Origin of the sequence: Enterobacter cloacae complex sp. CARB60 (genome assembly GCF_036487345.1) — a bacterium.
Taxonomy (GTDB): Bacteria; Pseudomonadota; Gammaproteobacteria; order Enterobacterales; family Enterobacteriaceae; genus Enterobacter; species Enterobacter asburiae_D.
In genome coordinates this window covers 4,822,601-4,841,367 of sequence record NZ_JAZKLC010000002.1, presented here as the reverse complement: position 1 = coordinate 4,841,367, position 18,767 = coordinate 4,822,601, and the positions used below count along the sequence as shown (strand labels likewise).

Below are 18,767 nucleotides of genomic sequence, written 5' to 3'. Positions count from 1 at the left end.
TGAGGGCACCAGCCCGCACTATTCAAACCAAATCAAACCAACCGGTTTTTCGCATCCGCAATCGCCTGCGCCACCTGCTTCGGCGACACGCCGCCTTTCGCCGCACGCTTATCCAGGCAAGACTGCAGCGCCAGAATCGGATACACATCATCCCCGATAACCGCGCTGAACTTCTGCAGGTCGGCCAGCGACAGATCTTCCAGCGGTTTACCCTGACGAATGGCTTCCACTACCGCTTCACCCACAATATGGTGCGCTTCACGGAACGGTACGCCTTTCGCCACCAGATAATCCGCCAGTTCGGTAGAGTTCGCATAGCCCTGCTGCGCCGCTTCCTGACAGCGCGGACGTTTCACCTGAATGCCGTCCAGCACCAACGCGCCCATATGCAGACAGTCCAGCCAGGTGTCGAGCGCGTCGAACAGCCCTTCCTTGTCTTCCTGCATATCTTTGTTATACGCCAGCGGCAGCCCTTTCAGGGTCATCATCATACCGGTCAGCGCGCCCTGCACGCGGCCACATTTGCCGCGGATCAGTTCCAGCGCGTCCGGGTTTTTCTTCTGCGGCATCAGGGATGAGCCTGAGGTCACGCGGTCGGATAGCTCGACGAAGCCCGCTTCGCCAGAGTTAAAGAAGATCAGGTCTTCGGCAAAGCGCGACAGGTGCACCATCCCGATAGAGGCATTCGAGAGCAGCTCCAGCACGTGGTCGCGGTCGGACACGCTGTCCAGGCTGTTACGGGTGGCGGAGGCAAAGCCCAGCCAGCCTGCCAGCTGTTCGCGGTCAATTTCATACGCCGTACCGGCCAGCGCGCCGCTGCCCAGCGGGCTGACGTCCAGACGCTTCAGGGTATCCTGCAGACGGCTTTCATCACGCGCCAGCATCTCAACGTAGGCCAGACACCAGTGCGCAAAAGTCACCGGCTGCGCGCGCTGCAGATGGGTATAACCCGGCATCACCGCGTCCTGGTTGTTCTGCGCGGTTTCCACCAGCGCGCTCTGCAGCTGACGGTTGGCCGCCAGCAGTTCGCCAATGGTATCTTTACACCACAGCTTCAGGTCGGTGGCGACCTGGTCGTTACGGCTGCGCCCGGTGTGCAGCTTTTTACCGAGCTGGCCGACTTTGTCGATAAGCTTGCCTTCCACCCAGCTGTGAATATCTTCGGCATCGCTTTCGAGGATCTGCTGTGGATTAAGACGCACCTCTTCCAGCAGATTGTTCAGCGCTTCTTCCAGCTGTAATTGTTCGTCTGCGGTCAGTACGCCCACCGTCACCAGCGCTTTGGACCAGGCCACAGAGCCGACAATATCCTGTTCGGCCAGGCGGTAGTCGAAGCGCAAAGAGTCGTTGAACTGTTTGAACCGCTGATCCGCTGCCTGTGTAAAACGCCCACCCCAAAGTGCCATAACATGCTTCCTTTATTCGTTAGTTCCGCCGGGTGGCGCTACGCTTACCCGGCCTACGGTCATTCAATAAAACTTAGGCTAAAATACGCGTGCCAATCGGCGTGCCGTTAAACAGCGCCGGGAGCTGCTCCGCATGACGCCAGGAGGCGATATCCACCGGGCGGCCCAGCGTGCGCGCGGCATCCAGCGCGGCGTTCACTTTGACGATCATGCCGTCGGTAATAATGCCCTGTGCAATCAGCTGCTCGGCTTTCTCTGCCGTCATTTCCGCAATGCGCTGGCCTTTACCGTCCAGAATGCCGCTCACGTCGGAGAGCAGGATCAGATCCGCGCCCAGCGTTGCCGCCAGTGCCGTCGCCGCCTGGTCAGCGTTGACGTTCATCAGCTCACCCTCTTCGGTCACGCCGATAGAGCTCACCACCGGCAGGAACCCCCCTTCCAGCAGCGTGTTAATCAGCTTAGGCGAACCTGGCTGTGCCAGTCCAACGTGGCCGAGCTCTTCGTCGAGCTGGGTCACTTTTACGCTGTCGCCATCGCCCAGATAGAGGCCCACGGAGGCAATGTGGTGTTTCTTCGCCCACGCCAGCAGCGTTTTGTTCGCCGTACCCGCCAGCGCGCCGGTAATGATGTCAATCTGGTCAGCAGGCGTCACTCGCAGGCCGTTCTTCTTTTTCACCGGCAGGTTGAGCCCTTTCATCAGCTCGTCCACCACGCAGCCGCCGCCGTGCACAATCACCAGCGGACGTTGATGTGATTCGCGATAGTTCACCAGCGCGGTAAACAGACGCTCCAGTGCTTCTTCGCTGTCGAGCAGTACACCACCGAGTTTGATAATTAATGGGTTCATCATCACACCTTAAATAAGAGCCTGCGTTTCCGGAAAACCGAAACGAATATTTGCACACTGCATTGCCTGCGCGGCAGCGCCTTTGAGTAAGTTATCTTCCGCGGCAACCACAATCAGATGCTCGCCCTGTACGGCAAAGCCGATGTCGCAGAACGGCAGGCCAACCACGTTTTTCAGCGCCGGCACGCCTTTGTCGTACAGGCGCACCAGCGGTTTATCCGCATAGGCCTGCGTGAAGACCTCGTTCACCTGCTCTTTGGTCACGCCGGGCTTCAGGCGGCAGGTAATGGTTTCGAGGATCCCACGCGGGAAGCTGCCCAGGTGCGGGGTGAAAATCACCTCGGCGCCCAGATGGGTCGTGATTTCAGGGTGATGACGGTGATTGAACACGCCATACGGCTGAAGGCTCACTTCGCAGAAGCTGTTGGAGATAGCGGCCTTACGCCCTGCTCCGCTCACGCCGCTGGTGGCGTTGATCACCGGCCACTGGTTGAGATCCAGCAGACCCGCGTCGATCAGCGGCTTCAGGGAAAGCTGCGCCGCCGTCGGGTAGCAGCCCGGAACGGCAATCAGGTCCGCTTCTTTCAGCTTGTCTACGCTCCACTCCGCCAGGCCGTACACCGCTTTTTCAAGCAGATCCGGATGCTGGTGGGTGAAACCGTAATATTTTTCGTAAAACGCGCCGTCGTTAACGCGGAATGCGCCGGAGAGGTCGAAGACCACGCAGCCCGCCGCCAGGAACTGCGGCGCCAGGTCGTGGCTGACCTCGTGAGCGGTGGCTAAAAACACCACGTCGACGCCGTCGGTAAACTCGCTGATGTCAGACATTGGCTGCAGCGGCAGATCGACAATGCCTTTAAGCTGCGGATGCAAATCGGAAATTAACTTTCCTGCATCATTGCTTTGCGCTGACACGGTCAAAGCGGTTATGGTCATATGTGGATGGCGATTCACGTAGCTTACAAGCTCTGCGCCCGCATAACCGCTAGCGCCTACAATCAGCGTATTCAACATCGGGTTCCTTTATGCTCAACGTTAATGTATTTTTATTCACATTTATTGCATGAATATTGATACTATCACGACCTAAGGTGTGTCAACAATGAAAATGAACTTACCGCCATTTATCGAGATCTACCGCGCCCTGATTGCCACACCGTCCATCAGCGCAACGGAAGAAGCGCTGGATCAGAGCAATGAGTCTTTAATCAATCTGCTGGCGGGTTGGTTTAGCGATCTTGGGTTTAACGTTGAGGTTCAGCCCGTCCCCGGAACACGCCACAAATTTAACCTGCTCGCCAGTACCGGAACCGGTGCGGGCGGCCTGCTGTTGGCCGGTCATACCGACACCGTGCCGTTTGACGACGGCCGCTGGACGCGCGATCCGTTCACCCTGACCGAGCATGACAACAAGCTCTACGGTCTGGGCACCGCCGACATGAAAGGCTTCTTCGCCTTTATCCTCGACGCGCTGCGTGACGTGGACGTGACGAAGCTGAAAAAACCGCTCTACATTCTGGCGACCGCCGATGAAGAGACCAGCATGGCGGGCGCGCGCTACTTCTCTGAAAACACCTCCATTCGCCCGGACTGCGCGATCATCGGTGAGCCGACTTCTCTGCAGCCGATCCGCGCGCACAAAGGCCATATTTCTACCGCCGTGCGCGTGCTGGGCCAGTCCGGCCACTCCAGCGATCCGGCGCGTGGCGTGAACGCCATCGAGCTGATGCATGACGCCATCGGCCGCATCATGACCCTGCGCGACGATTTGAAAGAACGTTATCACTACGAGGCGTTCACTGTACCGTATCCGACGCTGAACCTCGGCAGCCTGCACGGCGGCGATGCCTCCAACCGTATCTGCGCCTGCTGCGAACTGCATATGGACATCCGCCCGCTGCCGGGCATGACCCTGAGCGATCTCGACGGCCTGCTGAATGAGGCGCTAGCCCCGGTAAGCGAGCGCTGGCCGGGCCGCCTGACGGTCTCCGAACTGCATCCGCCGATCCCGGGTTACGAATGCCCGCCGGATCACCAGCTGGTCGAAGTGGTGGAAAAACTGCTCGGTGAGAAAACCGACGTGGTGAACTACTGCACCGAAGCGCCGTTTATTCAGACCCTGTGTCCGACGCTGGTCCTTGGCCCTGGCTCCATCAACCAGGCCCATCAGCCGGATGAATATCTGGAAACCCGCTTCATCAAGCCCACCCGCGAACTGATTACCCAGGTTGTGCATCACTTCTGCTGGCATTAAAACCGCACCGAAGAGTCCCCTCTCCCTGTGGGAGAGGGTTAAGGTGAGGGCAACAAATCGCATGATCTTCGTCACATTCCCATAAGCATCTCTTATCTGACGCAATGCGAATTAAATTTCGTAAATTGCCCGCATTTATTCGTTTGCTGAACCGTTTTCGCAGCAATTGACGACGGGGGTTTTACGTGGCTTTATAAAGGGAGATGACAAAATAATGTCCAGAAGATTCTCGCCTGGGCATAAACAAAAATGATGGGGTGACTGGGTTTTTATGAACGAACAATATTCCGCGTTGCGTAGTAATGTCAGTATGCTCGGCAAAGTGCTTGGAGATACCATCAAAGATGCGTTGGGGGAGAACATCCTCGACCGCGTTGAAACCATCCGCAAGCTGTCTAAATCTTCCCGTTCAGGTAACGAGGCCAGTCGCCAGGAGCTGCTTACGACGTTGCAGAACCTCTCTAACGATGAGCTGCTGCCCGTTGCGCGCGCATTCAGCCAGTTCCTGAACCTGGCCAACACCGCTGAGCAATACCACAGCATTTCGCCAAACGGCGAAGCGGCCAGCAACCCGGAAGTCATTGCCCGCACCCTTCGTAAACTGAAAGACCAGCCAGACCTCAACGAAGCCACCATCAAAAAGGCGGTGGAGTCACTTTCGCTGGAGCTGGTGCTGACCGCTCACCCAACCGAGATCACCCGTCGCACCCTGATCCACAAAATGGTGGAAGTGAACAACTGTCTGAAGCAGTTGGATAACAAAGATATTGCCGACTACGAACGCAACCAGCTGATGCGCCGTCTGCGCCAGCTGATTGCCCAGTCCTGGCACACCGATGAAATTCGTAAGCATCGCCCAAGCCCGGTCGACGAAGCCAAATGGGGCTTTGCGGTGGTGGAAAACAGCCTGTGGGAAGGGGTGCCTAACTACCTGCGCGAGCTGAACGAACAGCTGGAAGAGAACCTCGGTTACCGCCTGCCGGTCGACTTTGTTCCGGTGCGCTTCACCTCCTGGATGGGCGGCGACCGCGACGGTAACCCGAACGTGACCGCGGAAATCACCCGTCACGTCCTGCTGCTGAGCCGCTGGAAAGCGACCGACCTTTTCCTGAAAGACATTCAGGTGCTGATCTCCGAGCTGTCGATGGTTGAGGCGACGCCTGAACTGCGCGCGCTGGCCGGGGAAGAAGGTGCCAGCGAGCCGTACCGTTTCCTGATGAAAAAACTGCGTGGTCAGCTGATGGCCACTCAGGCCTGGCTCGAAGCGCGTCTGAAAGGTCAGCGCCTGCCAAAACCGGAAGGCCTGCTCAGCCAGAACGAACAGCTCTGGGAGCCGCTCTACGCCTGCTATAAATCACTGCAGGCCTGCGGGATGGGCATCATCGCCAATGGCGAACTGCTCGACACCCTGCGCCGCGTGAAGTGTTTCGGCGTGCCGCTGGTGCGTATCGACGTTCGCCAGGAAAGTACCCGTCATACCGAAGCGCTGGGCGAGCTGACCCGCTATCTCGGCATCGGCGATTATGAAAGCTGGTCCGAAGCCGACAAACAGGCCTTCCTGATCCGCGAGCTGAACTCGAAGCGCCCTCTGCTGCCGCGCAACTGGGAGCCAAGCAACGAAACCCGCGAAGTGCTCAACACCTGTAAAGCGATCGTTGATGCGCCGAAAGGATCGGTGGCCGCCTATGTGATCTCCATGGCGAAGACCCCGTCCGACGTGCTGGGCGTACACCTTCTGCTGAAAGAAGCGGGTATCGACTACGCTCTGCCGGTCGCCCCGCTGTTTGAGACCCTCGACGACCTGAACAATGCCAACGACGTCATGAGCCAGCTGTTGAATATCGACTGGTACCGCGGCTTTATTCAGGGCAAACAGATGGTGATGATTGGCTATTCCGACTCCGCTAAAGATGCGGGCGTGATGGCGGCATCCTGGGCGCAGTATCAGGCGCAGGACGCACTGATCAAAACCTGCGAGAAAGCCGGTATTGAACTGACCCTGTTCCACGGACGCGGCGGTTCAATTGGCCGTGGCGGCGCACCGGCGCACGCAGCGCTGCTGTCGCAGCCGCCGGGAAGCCTGAAAGGCGGCCTGCGCGTCACCGAGCAGGGCGAGATGATCCGCTTCAAATACGGCCTGCCGGAAGTGACCATCAGCAGCCTGTCGCTTTATACCAGCGCGATTCTGGAAGCGAACCTGCTGCCACCGCCGGAGCCGAAAGAGTCCTGGTGCCACATCATGGACGAGCTGTCCGATATCTCCTGCGATCTGTACCGTGGCTATGTGCGCGAGAACAAAGATTTCGTGCCTTACTTCCGCTCGGCCACGCCTGAGCAAGAGCTGGGTAAACTGCCGCTGGGTTCACGTCCGGCCAAACGTCGCCCGACCGGTGGCGTGGAGTCTTTGCGTGCGATTCCGTGGATCTTCGCCTGGACGCAGAACCGCCTGATGCTGCCCGCCTGGCTGGGTGCCGGTGCCGCACTGCAAAAAGTGGTGGAAGATGGCAAACAAAGCGAACTGGAAACCATGTGCCGCGACTGGCCGTTCTTCTCCACGCGTCTTGGCATGCTGGAGATGGTCTTCTCGAAAGCTGACCTGTGGCTGGCAGAATATTACGACCAGCGTCTGGTGAAACCCGAGCTGTGGACGCTGGGTAAAGAGCTGCGCGAACTGCTGGAAGGCGACATCAAAGTGGTGCTGGATATCGCCAACGACTCGCACCTGATGGAAGACCTGCCGTGGATTGCCGAATCTATCCAGCTGCGTAATATCTACACCGATCCGCTTAACGTCCTGCAGGCAGAGCTGCTGCACCGTTCGCGTCAGGCGGAAGAGGAAGGTAAAGAGCCGGATCCGCGCGTTGAACAGGCGTTGATGGTGACGATTGCAGGCGTTGCGGCGGGTATGCGTAACACCGGCTAATCGGTTTTGCCGGGTGGCGCTTACGCTTACCCGGCCTACAATATGCTTTTCGTAGGCCCGGCAAGCGCCAGCGTCGCCGGGCAATACCCTGGTATCCACACCATGCACCACGACATTACCCACATCCTGACTGACCTGATCAACGGTACAACGCCGCTGCGTCAGGTGCATTTTGTCGCATCTGCCGGGAAGAATACCCGAACGTCACCTTGTCTCTCGGTTATCCTGGAAACCTGCTGCGAGGCATTCTTTTCCACATCCGGGCACGTCCCGCTTCATTCTTCGCACTCTCTCAGAATAAGCTTCGGCAAACAGCAGCTGACGCTTCAGCTCCATCGGAATAACGTCCTTTTACAACAGCAGCAGGTCGCCAGGCGAGGCCCCCGGACGGGCGCGTTTCTCCTGCAAACGCTCAACGAACTGCACATGCAGCCGACCGAGCAGGACACGGCCAGGCTGGTAGTCTTAAGTCTGCTCAGCCACTGCCGCGATCTGCTTGGCAGCGAGATCCACACTGATAGCCGCAGTCGCGCGCTCTTCGAAGCCATTCGTCGCTTTATTGACGAACATCATGCCTCAGCGCTGACCCGGGATTCCGTTGCCGAGGCGTTTTACATTTCCCCTAACTATCTCTCTCACCTTTTTCAGAAGACCGGAAATGTTGGGTTCAATGAATACCTGACACAGACGCGTCTGGAACACGCGCGCCAGCTGCTCAAGGGGTACGATTTAAAAATTAAGGATATTTCGGCACGCTGTGGGTTTATGGACAGCAACTATTTCTGCCGTCTCTTTCGCAAACACACCGAACGTTCACCTTCTGAATATCGCCGCCAATATCACAGCCAGCTGATCGCCAAAAACTAGCACTGTGATCGGCATCGCACTTCGTTAAGCAGAATACATTTGTCCAGTATTTGGCAAAATTGACCTGTATCGGCCGCGCCTGGCAGGGCCTTATCCTTTATTTAGCCTTTCTGACTTAAGGAAAAATAATGGAACTGTATCTGGATACCGCCAACGTGGCGGAAGTTGAACGCCTGGCGCGCATCTTTCCCATTGTGGGCGTCACCACCAACCCGAGCATCATTGCCGCCAGCCGTGAATCCATCTGGGACGTGCTGCCGCGTCTCCAAAAAGCCATTGGACCGGAAGGCACGCTGTTTGCTCAAACCATGAGCCGCGATGCCGAAGGCATGGTGGCAGAGGCAAAACGCCTGAGTAACGCCCTGCCGGACATCGTGGTGAAAATCCCGGTGACGGCTCAGGGGCTTATTGCGATTAAGGCGTTGAAAAAAGAGGGGATAACCACGCTGGGCACCGCCGTTTACAGCGCGGCACAGGGTTTGCTTGCCGCGCTGGCAGGCGCGAAATATGTCGCGCCATATGTCAACCGCGTTGACGCTCAGGGTGGTGACGGCATTCGCATGGTTCAGGAGCTGCAAACCCTGCTGGAACTGCACGCGCCGGAAAGCAGAGTGCTGGCCGCCAGTTTCAAAACGCCGCGTCAGGCGTTGGACTGCCTGTTGGCGGGATGCGAGGCAATCACGCTTCCCTTAGACGTAGCGCAACAAATGCTCGGCACGCCAGCGGTAGAGTCAGCCATAGAGAAGTTCGAGCAGGACTGGAAAAACGCGTTTGGTAACCTCAACCTCTAAGGGAGAACTGTTATGGACCGTATTATTCAATCACCTGGGAAATACATCCAGGGTGCTGATGTGCTTACCCGTCTCGGCGACTATCTGAAACCGCTGGCACAGCGCTGGCTGGTTGTCGGCGATAAATTTGTGCTGGGTTTTGCCGAAGAGACCCTGCGTCAGAGTTTTAAAAAAGCTGAACTGCATGCCGAAATCGCGTCGTTTGGCGGCGAATGTTCACAAAATGAAATCGATCGTCTGAAAAAGCTGGCCGACAGCGCCGACTGCATGGCGGTGCTGGGCATTGGCGGCGGTAAAACGCTGGATACCGCCAAGGCGCTGGCCCATTTTATGGACGTACCCGTGGCTATTGCCCCAACGATTGCCTCCACCGATGCGCCGTGCAGCGCCCTTTCCGTTATTTACACCGACAGCGGTGAGTTCGATCGCTACCTGATGCTGCCGCACAACCCGAACATGGTTATCGTCGATACCAAAGTGGTAGCGGGTGCGCCGGCACGTCTGCTTGCCGCCGGGATTGGCGATGCGCTGGCGACGTGGTTTGAAGCACGCGCCTGCTCGCGCAGCGGCGCGACCACCATGGCGGGAGGCAAATGTACGCAAGCAGCACTCGCGCTGGCCGAGCTGTGCTACAACACGCTGGTTGAAGAGGGTGAAAAAGCCATGCTGGCCGCGGAACAGCATGTGGTTACACCGGCGCTGGAACGCATTATCGAAGCCAACACCTATCTCAGCGGCGTAGGCTTTGAAAGCGGTGGTCTGGCGGCGGCACACGCTATTCATAATGGTATGACGGCGGTACCGGACGCGCACCACTTCTATCACGGCGAGAAAGTGGCGTTTGGTACGCTGACGCAGCTGGTACTGGAAAACGCGCCGGTAGAAGAAATAGAGACCGTCGCCGCGCTTTGCCACAGCGTGGGGCTGCCGATCACGCTGGCGCAGCTGAACATTAAAGAGGATATTCCGGCCAAAATGCGTCTGATCGCGGAAGCCTCCTGTGCCGAAGGGGAAACGATCCACAACATGCCCGGCGGCGTAACGCCGGATCAGGTATATGCGGCACTGCTGGTGGCCGACCAGTATGGGCAGCGGTTCCTGCAGGAGTGGGAGTAAATAGCGTGAATAAAAATCCCCGCATCAGCGGGGATTTTTTTGGCCGTAGGCCGGGTAAGCGTTAGCGCCACCCGGCACAAGGGTTACTGCAGGTCAAACCTGTCCAGATCCATCACCTTCGCCCATGCGGCAACGAAGTCGCGGACAAACTTCTCATGCGCATCATCACTGGCATAAACCTCTGCCAGCGCGCGCAGGACGGCGTTCGAACCAAAGACCAGATCGGCGCGGGTGGCGGTGTATTTCACTTCACCGCTGGCGCGATCGCTTCCGGCAAACAGTTCATTAGATTCGTCGGTCGCCTTCCACTGGGTGTTCATGTCCAGCAGGTTCACGAAGAAATCGTTGCTCAACACGCCCTCGCGGTCGGTGAACACGCCATTTTTGCTACCGTCAAAGTTTGCACCCAGCACGCGCAGGCCACCGATCAGCACCGTCAGCTCAGGCGCGGTCAGCGTCAGCTGCTGGGCTTTGTCGATCAGCAGTGACTCAGTGGTGGACACATCCACCTGCGCACGGTAGTTGCGGAAGCCGTCGGCAATCGGTTCGAGCAGGTTAAACATCTCGATATCCGTCTGATCCTGACGCGCATCCACGCGGCCTGGGGTGAACGGCACGTTGACGTAAACGCCTGCGGCTTTTGCGGCCTGCTCAACACCCACGACGCCCGCCAGCACGATGATATCGGCCAGTGAGGCTTTGTTGGTGGTGCGCTGGATAGCTTCCAGAGCCGGCAACGCGCGAACCGCCGCAGCGTTAACATCCCAGTCGCGCTGAGGAGCCAGCGCCAGACGCGCGCCGTTGGCACCGCCGCGCTTATCGCCACCGCGGAAGGTTGACGCTGACGCCCAGGCAACCGAAACCAGTTCGCTCACGGACAGACCGGATGCCACAATCTCCGCCTTCAGGCTTTCAATGTCTTCTTTCGACGGATTGAACACCGCCTGCGGCAGCGGGTCCTGCCAAATCAGATCTTCTTTCGGCACTTCAGGGCCAATGTAACGCGCTTTTGGCCCCATATCACGGTGGGTCAGCTTGAACCAGGCACGGGCGAAGGCCTCGTTGAAAGCCTGCGGATCGTTCAGGAAGCGGCGGGAAATTTTCTCGAATTCCGGGTCAAAACGCAGCGTCAGGTCGGTGACCAGCATGGTAGGTTTGCGTTTTTTCGACGGGTCGAACGGATCGGGCATGATTTCCGGCGCATCCACGGCTTCAAACTGAATCGCACCCGCCGGGCTGCGGGTCTGCACCCATTCGTATTTGAACAGGTTCTCGAAGAAGTAGTTGCTCCACTGGGTCGGGGTTTGCGACCAGATAACTTCCAGACCGGAGGTAATGGCATCTGCGCCAACGCCCGTGCCGTGCGTGCTGGCCCAGCCCAGGCCCTGCGCTTCAATCGGCGAGGCTTCCGGGTCGGTGCCCACGTGCGTGGCTTCACCCGCGCCGTGGGTTTTGCCGAGAGTGTGGCCGCCCGCGATCAGCGCAACGGTCTCTTCGTCGTTCATCCCCATGTTGCCGAAGGTCGCGCGAATGGCCGCCGCAGCAGACAGGGGTTCACCGCTGGCGTTTGGCCCTTCCGGGTTAACGTAGATCAGGCCCATTTCGGTGGCGGCAAGAGGGCGCTTCGCCAGCGCTTCCGGGTCGCGGTGGGTCAGCCAGGCTTTTTCATCGCCCCAGTTCACGTCCAGATCCGGTTCCCAGACGTCTTCACGCCCGGCGCCAAAACCAAAGGTGCGGAAGCCGGAGTTCTCCAGCGCCACGTTACCCGCGAGGATAAACAGGTCAGCCCAGGAAATTTTTTGTCCGTATTTTTGCTTGATTGGCCACAGCAGGCGGCGCGCCTTATCCAGGCTCACGTTATCCGGCCAGGAGTTCAGCGGCGCAAAGCGCTGTTGACCGCGTCCTGCTCCACCGCGTCCGTCAACGGAGCGATAGGTACCCGCGCCGTGCCAGGCCATACGGATAAACAGGCCCGCATAGCTGCCCCAGTCGGCAGGCCACCACGGTTGGGAGTCGGTTAAAAGTGCTTTGAGGTCGCCTTTAAGCGCGGAGTAATCCAGCTTGCTAAATTCTTTGCGGTAGTCAAAGTCTTCACCCAGAGGGTTCGAACGATTGGAATGTTGGTTAAGAAGATCGATGCGGAGTTGTTTTGGCCACCAGTCGCGGCTGCCTGTACCTGCGCCCGCGCTGTGATCGACGCCGCCCTGATGGAACGGGCATTTGCCGACTGATGCCGCTTTATTGGTCTCGTCTGACGTGCTCATCGCTATGCTCCCTTTTACAGTGTTACCGTTACGATATACGCCCTTGTTGATAAGGTATAGTTGAGATAACCCACAGATTCGATAGTTAAATCCGTTTAATTTCCCATGGAAAATACATGAGTTTTGTACGTCAAAGGCAGCATTGCTGATATGGCAGGAAAATAAAACCCTTATAAATCAAAAAACCCTCCGAAGAGGGCTCTTTTTTTGTTACACGCCTGGTCTAACGCCGAGCGTATGGCATATGGCGTAACTCATCTCTGCACGGTTCAGCGTGTAGAAGTGGAAATCCTTCACCCCTTCACGACTTAAGATCTTCACCATGTCCATCGCGATATTTGCGCCCACCAGCTTGCGTGTTTCCGGGTCATCGTCCAGCCCCTCGTACATTTTAGACATCCACAGCGGAATGCGCACATTGGTCATATCGGCAAATTTCTTCGCCTGTTTGAAGTTAGAGACCGGCAGAATACCCGGGATAATTTCAACGTCGATGCCCGCCGAGACGCAGCGGTCGCGAAAGCGCAGGTAGCTTTCCACATCAAAGAAGAACTGAGTAATGGCACGGTTCGCGCCGGCGTCCACTTTACGCTTCAGGTTAAGCAGATCGGCCTGAGCGCTTTTCGCTTCCGGATGCACTTCAGGATAAGCGGCAACCGAGATATCAAAGTCGGCAACGTCTTTCAGCAGCGCGACCAGATCGGCGGCATACATGTCCGGCTTACCGCTACCCGGCGGCAGGTCACCGCGCAGCGCGACAATATGACGAATGCCGTTATTCCAGTAATCCTGGGCGATGGCCCGCAGCTCATCGCGGGTAGCGTCGATACAGGTAAGGTGCGGAGCCGCTTCCAGACCGGTACGATCTTTAATGCCTTTAATGATGCTGTGCGTACGGTCACGCTCGCCGGAGTTAGCACCGTAAGTCACGGAGACAAACTTCGGTTTCAGGCTGCTGAGACGATCGATAGAGCTCCACAGGGTTTGCTCCATTTCACTGGTGCGCGGCGGGAAAAATTCAAAAGAGACGTTAATCTGGCCGTTTACTTCAGCCAGGCTCTGATTCAGTGCTTCCCGCTGGTTGGCGTGAAAAAAGCTCATACCTTACCTCTATCAATCGCATGTCGTTGTCTGTTGTGTTGTGAACTTCTATACGTTTAGACGTCCAGATGTAAAAATGACGGAAAAGCGGAGGGACGTCAACATAAATAATCAACAATAACGGTGAGGTTTGCTCAGGGAATGTGAGAGAAATTCAGGATGAGGGTGAGTGCGGTCTGACGCCCTCACCCTGACCCTCTCCCTGTGGGAGAGGGAAATTCAGTTTTTACAGCAGCTTAGCCAGACGGTTGATGTCGGACTGAATCGCCCCAGCCGTGACATCGCGCCCCGCGCCCGGACCGCGGATCACCAGCGGGTTATCGCGGTACCAGCGGCTTTCGATGGCGAAGACGTTATCGCACGGCAGCAGCGCCGCCAGCGGATGTTCAGGACGCACCGCCTCGACGCCGACTCGCGCTTTTCCGTTGGCCTCGAAACGCGCCACGTAGCGCAGCACCAGCCCCATCTCGTTCGCCGCTTCCAGACGCTGCACCATCTGCTCGTTAAGCTCTTCACCATTCTCAAAGAAATGGTCCACAGAGCCTTCTTCACAGCCGGTAGGCACCAGCGATTCGACGCGTACGGCATCCGGTTCAATGTCGTAACCGGCTTCACGCGCCAGGATCACCAGCTTACGCATCACGTCTTTCCCGGCAAGGTCCACGCGCGGATCGGGCTCGGTTAAGCCCTGCTGCCATGCCTGATCCACCAGATCGGTAAACGGTACGGTGCCGTCGAACTGCAGGAACAACCAGGAGAGCGTGCCGGAGAAGATCCCGCTCAGCGCCAGAATGCTGTCGCCGCTTTCAATCAGGTCGCGCACGGTGTGGTTAACCGGCAGCCCCGCGCCAACGGTGGCGTTGTAGAGCCAGTGACGACCGGTTTTTTCAAACGCGTCGTGGATCTGGCGGTATTTATCGGTACTGCTCGCCCCCGCCAGCTTGTTCGCACTGATGACGTGGAAGCCGTGGCTGGCGAAATCAAGGTACTGATCGGCAAGCTGTTCGCTGGCGGTAACGTCCAGCACCACCAGATCGTCATACGGGTGCGCGCGCATCCACAGGAACAGCGACTCTTCATCCTGCTCTACGGCTTCATCATTAAAGAAGGCAAGCGCGCGGCTGGCGTCCAGCCCGTCGTAGTTCAGCAGGCTGCGGCGGCTGTCCACAACGCCCGCGAGAATGAATTCGAATCCGGTACGCGCCGAGAGCGTGACCTGTTCGCGGGCGAACAGCTCCAGCCAGCGGGAACCGATGTTGCCTTTACCGAACAGCACCAGACCGATGCGCTTTTCCGCGCGGAACAGGGAGGTGTGCAGGCCCTGAATCAGGCTCTCGGTTGGCCCTTTACGCAGCACGGCGACCAGGCTGATGCCCTCTTCCGACTGCCAGGTGAACTCCACCGGCTGGCCTTTTAGCTGCTGCCAGAAGCGGTGGCAGTGCAGCGGGTTACGGGTGACGCCCGCGCCCACCATCGCCACCAGCGCTAGCCCCTGACGCAGGCGAAGCTCGCCCGGCAGGCCCGCTTCATCCAGAATTTTCAGCGCGCTGTCAGCCACTTCAGCGGTATAGCAGAACTGCAGCAGCTGGCGGTCATTGTGAACGCCAACGGCCAGCGGGCGTACCTGAGCACGCTTTAATACCAGGTCGATATCTTTATGCGCCAGTTTGAAGTCCTGGCCCGCAGGCACCTGGAACTCAATCAGGCAGATGTCGTCGTGGCTGGTGACAATACGCGCGCCCGTACCGGAGGCCAGTACGCGTTCAATACGGGTAGAGCCTTGATCCGGGGTATAGCTGCAGCGCAGCTGGAGGTCGATATCGCTGCCGGAAACCGGCTGCAGCGTGCGCGCGTGCAGTACCGGCGCGGCCAGACGCGCCAGCTCGCTGGCTTCGTCGAGACGCAGCAGCGGCAGCAGACAGGCATCTTTCACTTTACGCGGGTCCGCGCTGTAAACACCAGCCACGTCGCTCCAGATGGTGACGCGGGAAACACCCGCCAGGGCACCAATCTGCGTTGCCGAGTAGTCCGAGCCGTTACGGCCCAGCAGCACGGTTTCGCCCGCGTTGCTGCGGCTGATAAAGCCGGTGACGACAATACGTTTGCCCGGATGCTGCACCAGCAGCTGTTGCAGCAGAGGGTAGGACAACCCTTCATCCACCTGCGGCTGCGCGGCACGTTCGGCGCGCAGGAAATCACGCGCGTCGAGCCAGGCCGCTTCCACACCCAGGTGCTGCAGCACGGCGGCCATCAGGCGCGCGGACCACACTTCACCGTGGCCTACCACTTCGGCATACACCGCATCGGTAATCCCGCTGTCCAGCAGGGCAGCCAGACGCTCAAGGTCATGCGTGAAGGCGCCGATCAGCCCGTCCGCCACGTCCGCAGGCAGCAGGCCGGCAATCAGCTCACTCTGGTAACGGCGTAAGGACTGTTGCACCTGATGCGCAGAAAGGCGATCGGTCTGGCTCAGTTTCAGCCAGCTAATCAACTGATTGGTGGTGCTGCCCGCCGCCGAGACAACCATCATGTCACCCGGCTGTGAATATTCCGTCATGATCCCTGCGACACGCAGGTAACATTTCACATCAGCAAGACTACTACCACCAAACTTGTGCAGTTGACGACCCTTCGCCCCTGCCTGCGCTATCACACTCATGATTACCCCTTGGCTGCGATCCGGAAGGCATTTTCCAGATCGGCAATTAAATCTTCAGAATCTTCAATACCGGTTGAGATCCGCAGCAGCGTCTCAGAAATCCCGGCGGCGGCACGTGCTTCGGGTGCCATACCTGCGTGCGTCATGGTCGCGGCGTGGGAGATCAAGCTTTCAACCCCACCTAATGATTCCGCCAGCGTAAACAATGACAGCCCGCTCAGGAAGCGACGCAGCGTTTGCTCGTCACCGTCCAGTTCAAAACTTAACATCGCGCCAAATCCCTTCTGCTGGCGCGCGGCAATCTCGTGCCCCTGGTTTTCCGGCAGCGACGGGTGATAGAGCTTCTTCACCAGCGGCTGGGTTTTCAGGAAATCAACAATCGCCTGGGCATTGCGCTGCGCCACTTCCATGCGCGGCGACAGCGTGCGGATGCCGCGCAACAGCAGATAGCTGTCGAAGGCACCCGCGGTGACGCCAATATTATTGGCCCACCATGCCAGTTCGGTGACAACGTCGGGATCTTTGGCAATCACCACGCCCGCTACCACATCAGAATGGCCGTTCAGATATTTAGTGCATGAATGCAATACCAGATCGGCACCCAGTGCGAGTGGGTTCTGAAGGGCCGGACTGAGGAACGTATTATCCACTACACTTATCGCTCCCGCATCCCTTGCGAGCTGACAAATTTTCGCAATATCGACAACGCGCAACAATGGATTGCTTGGACTTTCCACCAGAACCAGCTTTGGTTTCTCTGCCAGCGCCTGTTTCAGCGCCTGTTCGTCGTTTTGATCGACAAACAGCACGCGATAGCAGCCGCGTTTCGCCAGGCTATCAAACAGACGATAGCTGCCGCCGTAGCAATCGTGCGGCGCTACCAGCAGGTCACCTGGCTTCAGGAACACCGTGGTCACCAGGTGAATGGCGGACATCCCCGTATTGGTTAATACTGCACCTGCGCCACCTTCCAGCTCGGCCAGCGTACGCTGGGTCACGTCACGCGTAGGGTTGCCACGACGCGAATAATCATGCGCGCGGGGTTCATTAAATCCGGTGAAATTGTAGGTACTGGAAAGATGAATCGGCGGGACAACGCAGCCGTACTGCTCGTCATCATTTAATCCGCTACGCACTGCAATAGTGGCCTGTTTACGCGTCATGGTGAGGGCTTCCTGGCGAATGAGGTGAAAAGTCAGGCACCAGAGTAAACATTGAAAGTATGGACGTCAATACATCTGGACATCTAAACTTCTTTGCGTATAGATTGAGCAATGCGCAAATAGCCGTTAAAATTATATGCTTTAGTGCACGCTGCAGCGGCAATATCCGTGCCACGGTATCGTCTCTACGGTAAACTAGGCAAGATTGCGGTTCAAAACGGGTGGTTACAGGTTTTGCACCTTTAGATAAATGACTGAGAGGATTAAAGGTATCTCATGGCTGAATGGAGCGGCGAATATATCAGCCCATACGCTGAGCACGGTAAGAAGAGTGAACAAGTAAAGAAAATTACGGTTTCTATTCCTCTGAAGGTGTTGAAGATCCTCACCGATGAACGTACGCGTCGTCAGGTGAACAACCTGCGCCACGCGACCAACAGCGAACTGCTGTGCGAAGCGTTCCTGCATGCGTTTACCGGTCAACCGTTGCCGAACGATGAAGATCTGCGCAAAGAGCGTAGTGATGAAATTCCGGAAGAGGCGAAAGTCATCATGCGTGAACTGGGCATTGACCCGGAGACGTGGGAATACTAACTGCGGTGCGATCCCGCTGAGGTTACTCAGCGGGATGGTTTCTTAGAAGTTGTAGCCTAAACCCACGCGCAGACGCGTCTGGCGGTCGTCGCTGGTGGCGGTGTTATAGCCGGAAGAGACGTTGCCCACTTCCACAAAGGGGATCCACGAGTCGATGTTATACGCCACGCGGAAGTTATATTCGTAATCTTCTTTTTTATTGTTATACAGGTCTTCGTTGTCGGCGATTTTATAAATGCCGTTTAACTCGAACATCCAGCCATCAATATTATAACCCAGCCACATTTCCGGACGATAAACCATACGGTCATCTTTTCCGTCCGCATTGCGGCGAGTGTATTCCGTACGATAACGAAACGCCGTCCACCAGCTGTCATTAATATTATACTGCACGCGCAGATAAGGCTTATAGATGGCCATGTCATCACCCATTTCAACGGCGACGCCCGGCTGCCAGATAAAACCTTGCCAGGTAAATTGATAGCTTGCGGTATATTCGTTGCTGTTACTTTCCATATTATTAAGCGCGTCGTTAGACTGCTTGTTATCGGAGCGCGATACCGCCTCAACCGCTACGCCAAAGCCGGTGCCAAAGCGGTGGGACATGTACACACGGTCGTAGTTACGCCCATCGTCGTAATACTCGTGTCGGTAATCCACATATCCCGCCTGCGCCGCGCACGATATTAACGGAAGCACAAATAAGAGTTGCTTCAATTTCATAATATTCCCCTCGAAGTAAACGCGCCCTGAAAGCCACTGTGTCGTCATGGCAAATAAGA

General features: G+C 57.3%; 14 protein-coding genes. 6 read left to right on the top strand and 8 right to left on the bottom strand.

What is annotated here, in order from left to right:
• Positions 1-32 precede the first annotated feature (32 nt).
• The 3 genes from argH to argC all read right to left on the bottom strand — a co-directional run bounded on the left by argH (position 33) and on the right by argC (position 3,267).
• Positions 33-1,406 carry an argininosuccinate lyase gene (gene argH / locus V4835_RS24270; protein WP_331414059.1) on the bottom strand — a complete coding sequence of 458 codons (1,374 nt, stop codon included), beginning with the start codon at positions 1,404-1,406 and terminating at the stop codon, positions 33-35.
• A 73-nt stretch (positions 1,407-1,479) separates the two neighbouring features.
• Positions 1,480-2,256 carry an acetylglutamate kinase gene (gene argB / locus V4835_RS24265; RefSeq protein WP_090420882.1) on the bottom strand — a complete coding sequence of 259 codons (777 nt, stop codon included), beginning with the start codon at positions 2,254-2,256 and terminating at the stop codon, positions 1,480-1,482.
• 6 nt (positions 2,257-2,262) lie between these two features.
• A complete protein-coding gene (argC, locus tag V4835_RS24260; RefSeq protein WP_331414057.1) occupies positions 2,263-3,267 on the bottom strand; it encodes an N-acetyl-gamma-glutamyl-phosphate reductase in 1,005 nt (334 codons plus the stop codon).
• 88 nt (positions 3,268-3,355) lie between these two features.
• Between argC and argE the strand changes: the two genes are divergently transcribed.
• From argE to gldA, 5 genes are all read left to right on the top strand, one after another.
• Positions 3,356-4,507 (top strand): acetylornithine deacetylase, encoded by a 1,152-nt coding sequence (gene argE / locus V4835_RS24255; RefSeq protein ID WP_008501790.1) that lies wholly within the window; start codon positions 3,356-3,358, stop codon positions 4,505-4,507.
• A 271-nt stretch (positions 4,508-4,778) separates the two neighbouring features.
• A complete protein-coding gene (ppc, locus tag V4835_RS24250) occupies positions 4,779-7,430 on the top strand; it encodes a phosphoenolpyruvate carboxylase (RefSeq protein ID WP_063144394.1) in 2,652 nt (883 codons plus the stop codon).
• Positions 7,431-7,532: 102 nt separating this feature from the next.
• On the top strand, positions 7,533-8,297 hold the full coding sequence (locus tag V4835_RS24245) for a helix-turn-helix transcriptional regulator (RefSeq protein ID WP_063144406.1): 765 nt from the start codon (positions 7,533-7,535) through the stop codon (positions 8,295-8,297).
• A 128-nt stretch (positions 8,298-8,425) separates the two neighbouring features.
• Complete coding sequence (fsa, locus tag V4835_RS24240) at positions 8,426-9,088, top strand: fructose-6-phosphate aldolase (RefSeq protein ID WP_331414055.1); 663 nt, start codon at positions 8,426-8,428, stop codon at positions 9,086-9,088.
• Between the two features lie 12 nt (positions 9,089-9,100).
• Positions 9,101-10,204, top strand: coding sequence for a bifunctional L-1,2-propanediol dehydrogenase/glycerol dehydrogenase (gene gldA, locus V4835_RS24235; RefSeq protein ID WP_331414053.1), 1,104 nt, complete (start codon positions 9,101-9,103; stop codon positions 10,202-10,204).
• A gap of 83 nt (positions 10,205-10,287) precedes the next feature.
• Here the strand turns inward: gldA and katG are convergent, their stop codons facing one another.
• The 4 genes from katG to metB all read right to left on the bottom strand — a co-directional run bounded on the left by katG (position 10,288) and on the right by metB (position 17,391).
• Positions 10,288-12,468: a catalase/peroxidase HPI gene (gene katG, locus V4835_RS24230; protein ID WP_063144391.1), complete on the bottom strand. Its 2,181-nt coding sequence runs from the start codon at positions 12,466-12,468 to the stop codon at positions 10,288-10,290.
• Positions 12,469-12,678: 210 nt separating this feature from the next.
• Positions 12,679-13,569, bottom strand: coding sequence for a methylenetetrahydrofolate reductase (gene metF / locus V4835_RS24225; RefSeq protein ID WP_010436968.1), 891 nt, complete (start codon positions 13,567-13,569; stop codon positions 12,679-12,681).
• A 226-nt stretch (positions 13,570-13,795) separates the two neighbouring features.
• Positions 13,796-16,228 carry a bifunctional aspartate kinase/homoserine dehydrogenase II gene (locus V4835_RS24220; protein WP_331414052.1) on the bottom strand — a complete coding sequence of 811 codons (2,433 nt, stop codon included), beginning with the start codon at positions 16,226-16,228 and terminating at the stop codon, positions 13,796-13,798.
• Positions 16,229-16,230: 2 nt separating this feature from the next.
• On the bottom strand, positions 16,231-17,391 hold the full coding sequence (metB, locus tag V4835_RS24215; RefSeq protein WP_063144389.1) for a cystathionine gamma-synthase: 1,161 nt from the start codon (positions 17,389-17,391) through the stop codon (positions 16,231-16,233).
• Positions 17,392-17,667: 276 nt separating this feature from the next.
• Here metB and metJ point away from each other — a divergent pair, with 276 nt between their 5' ends.
• Positions 17,668-17,985: a met regulon transcriptional regulator MetJ gene (metJ, locus tag V4835_RS24210; RefSeq protein ID WP_015966498.1), complete on the top strand. Its 318-nt coding sequence runs from the start codon at positions 17,668-17,670 to the stop codon at positions 17,983-17,985.
• 42 nt (positions 17,986-18,027) lie between these two features.
• Here the strand turns inward: metJ and V4835_RS24205 are convergent, their stop codons facing one another.
• The gene (locus tag V4835_RS24205; RefSeq protein ID WP_331414051.1) at positions 18,028-18,708 is read right to left on the bottom strand and encodes an oligogalacturonate-specific porin KdgM family protein; all 681 of its coding nucleotides are present in this window, start codon (positions 18,706-18,708) and stop codon (positions 18,028-18,030) included.
• Between the last annotated feature and the right edge of the window lie 59 nt (positions 18,709-18,767).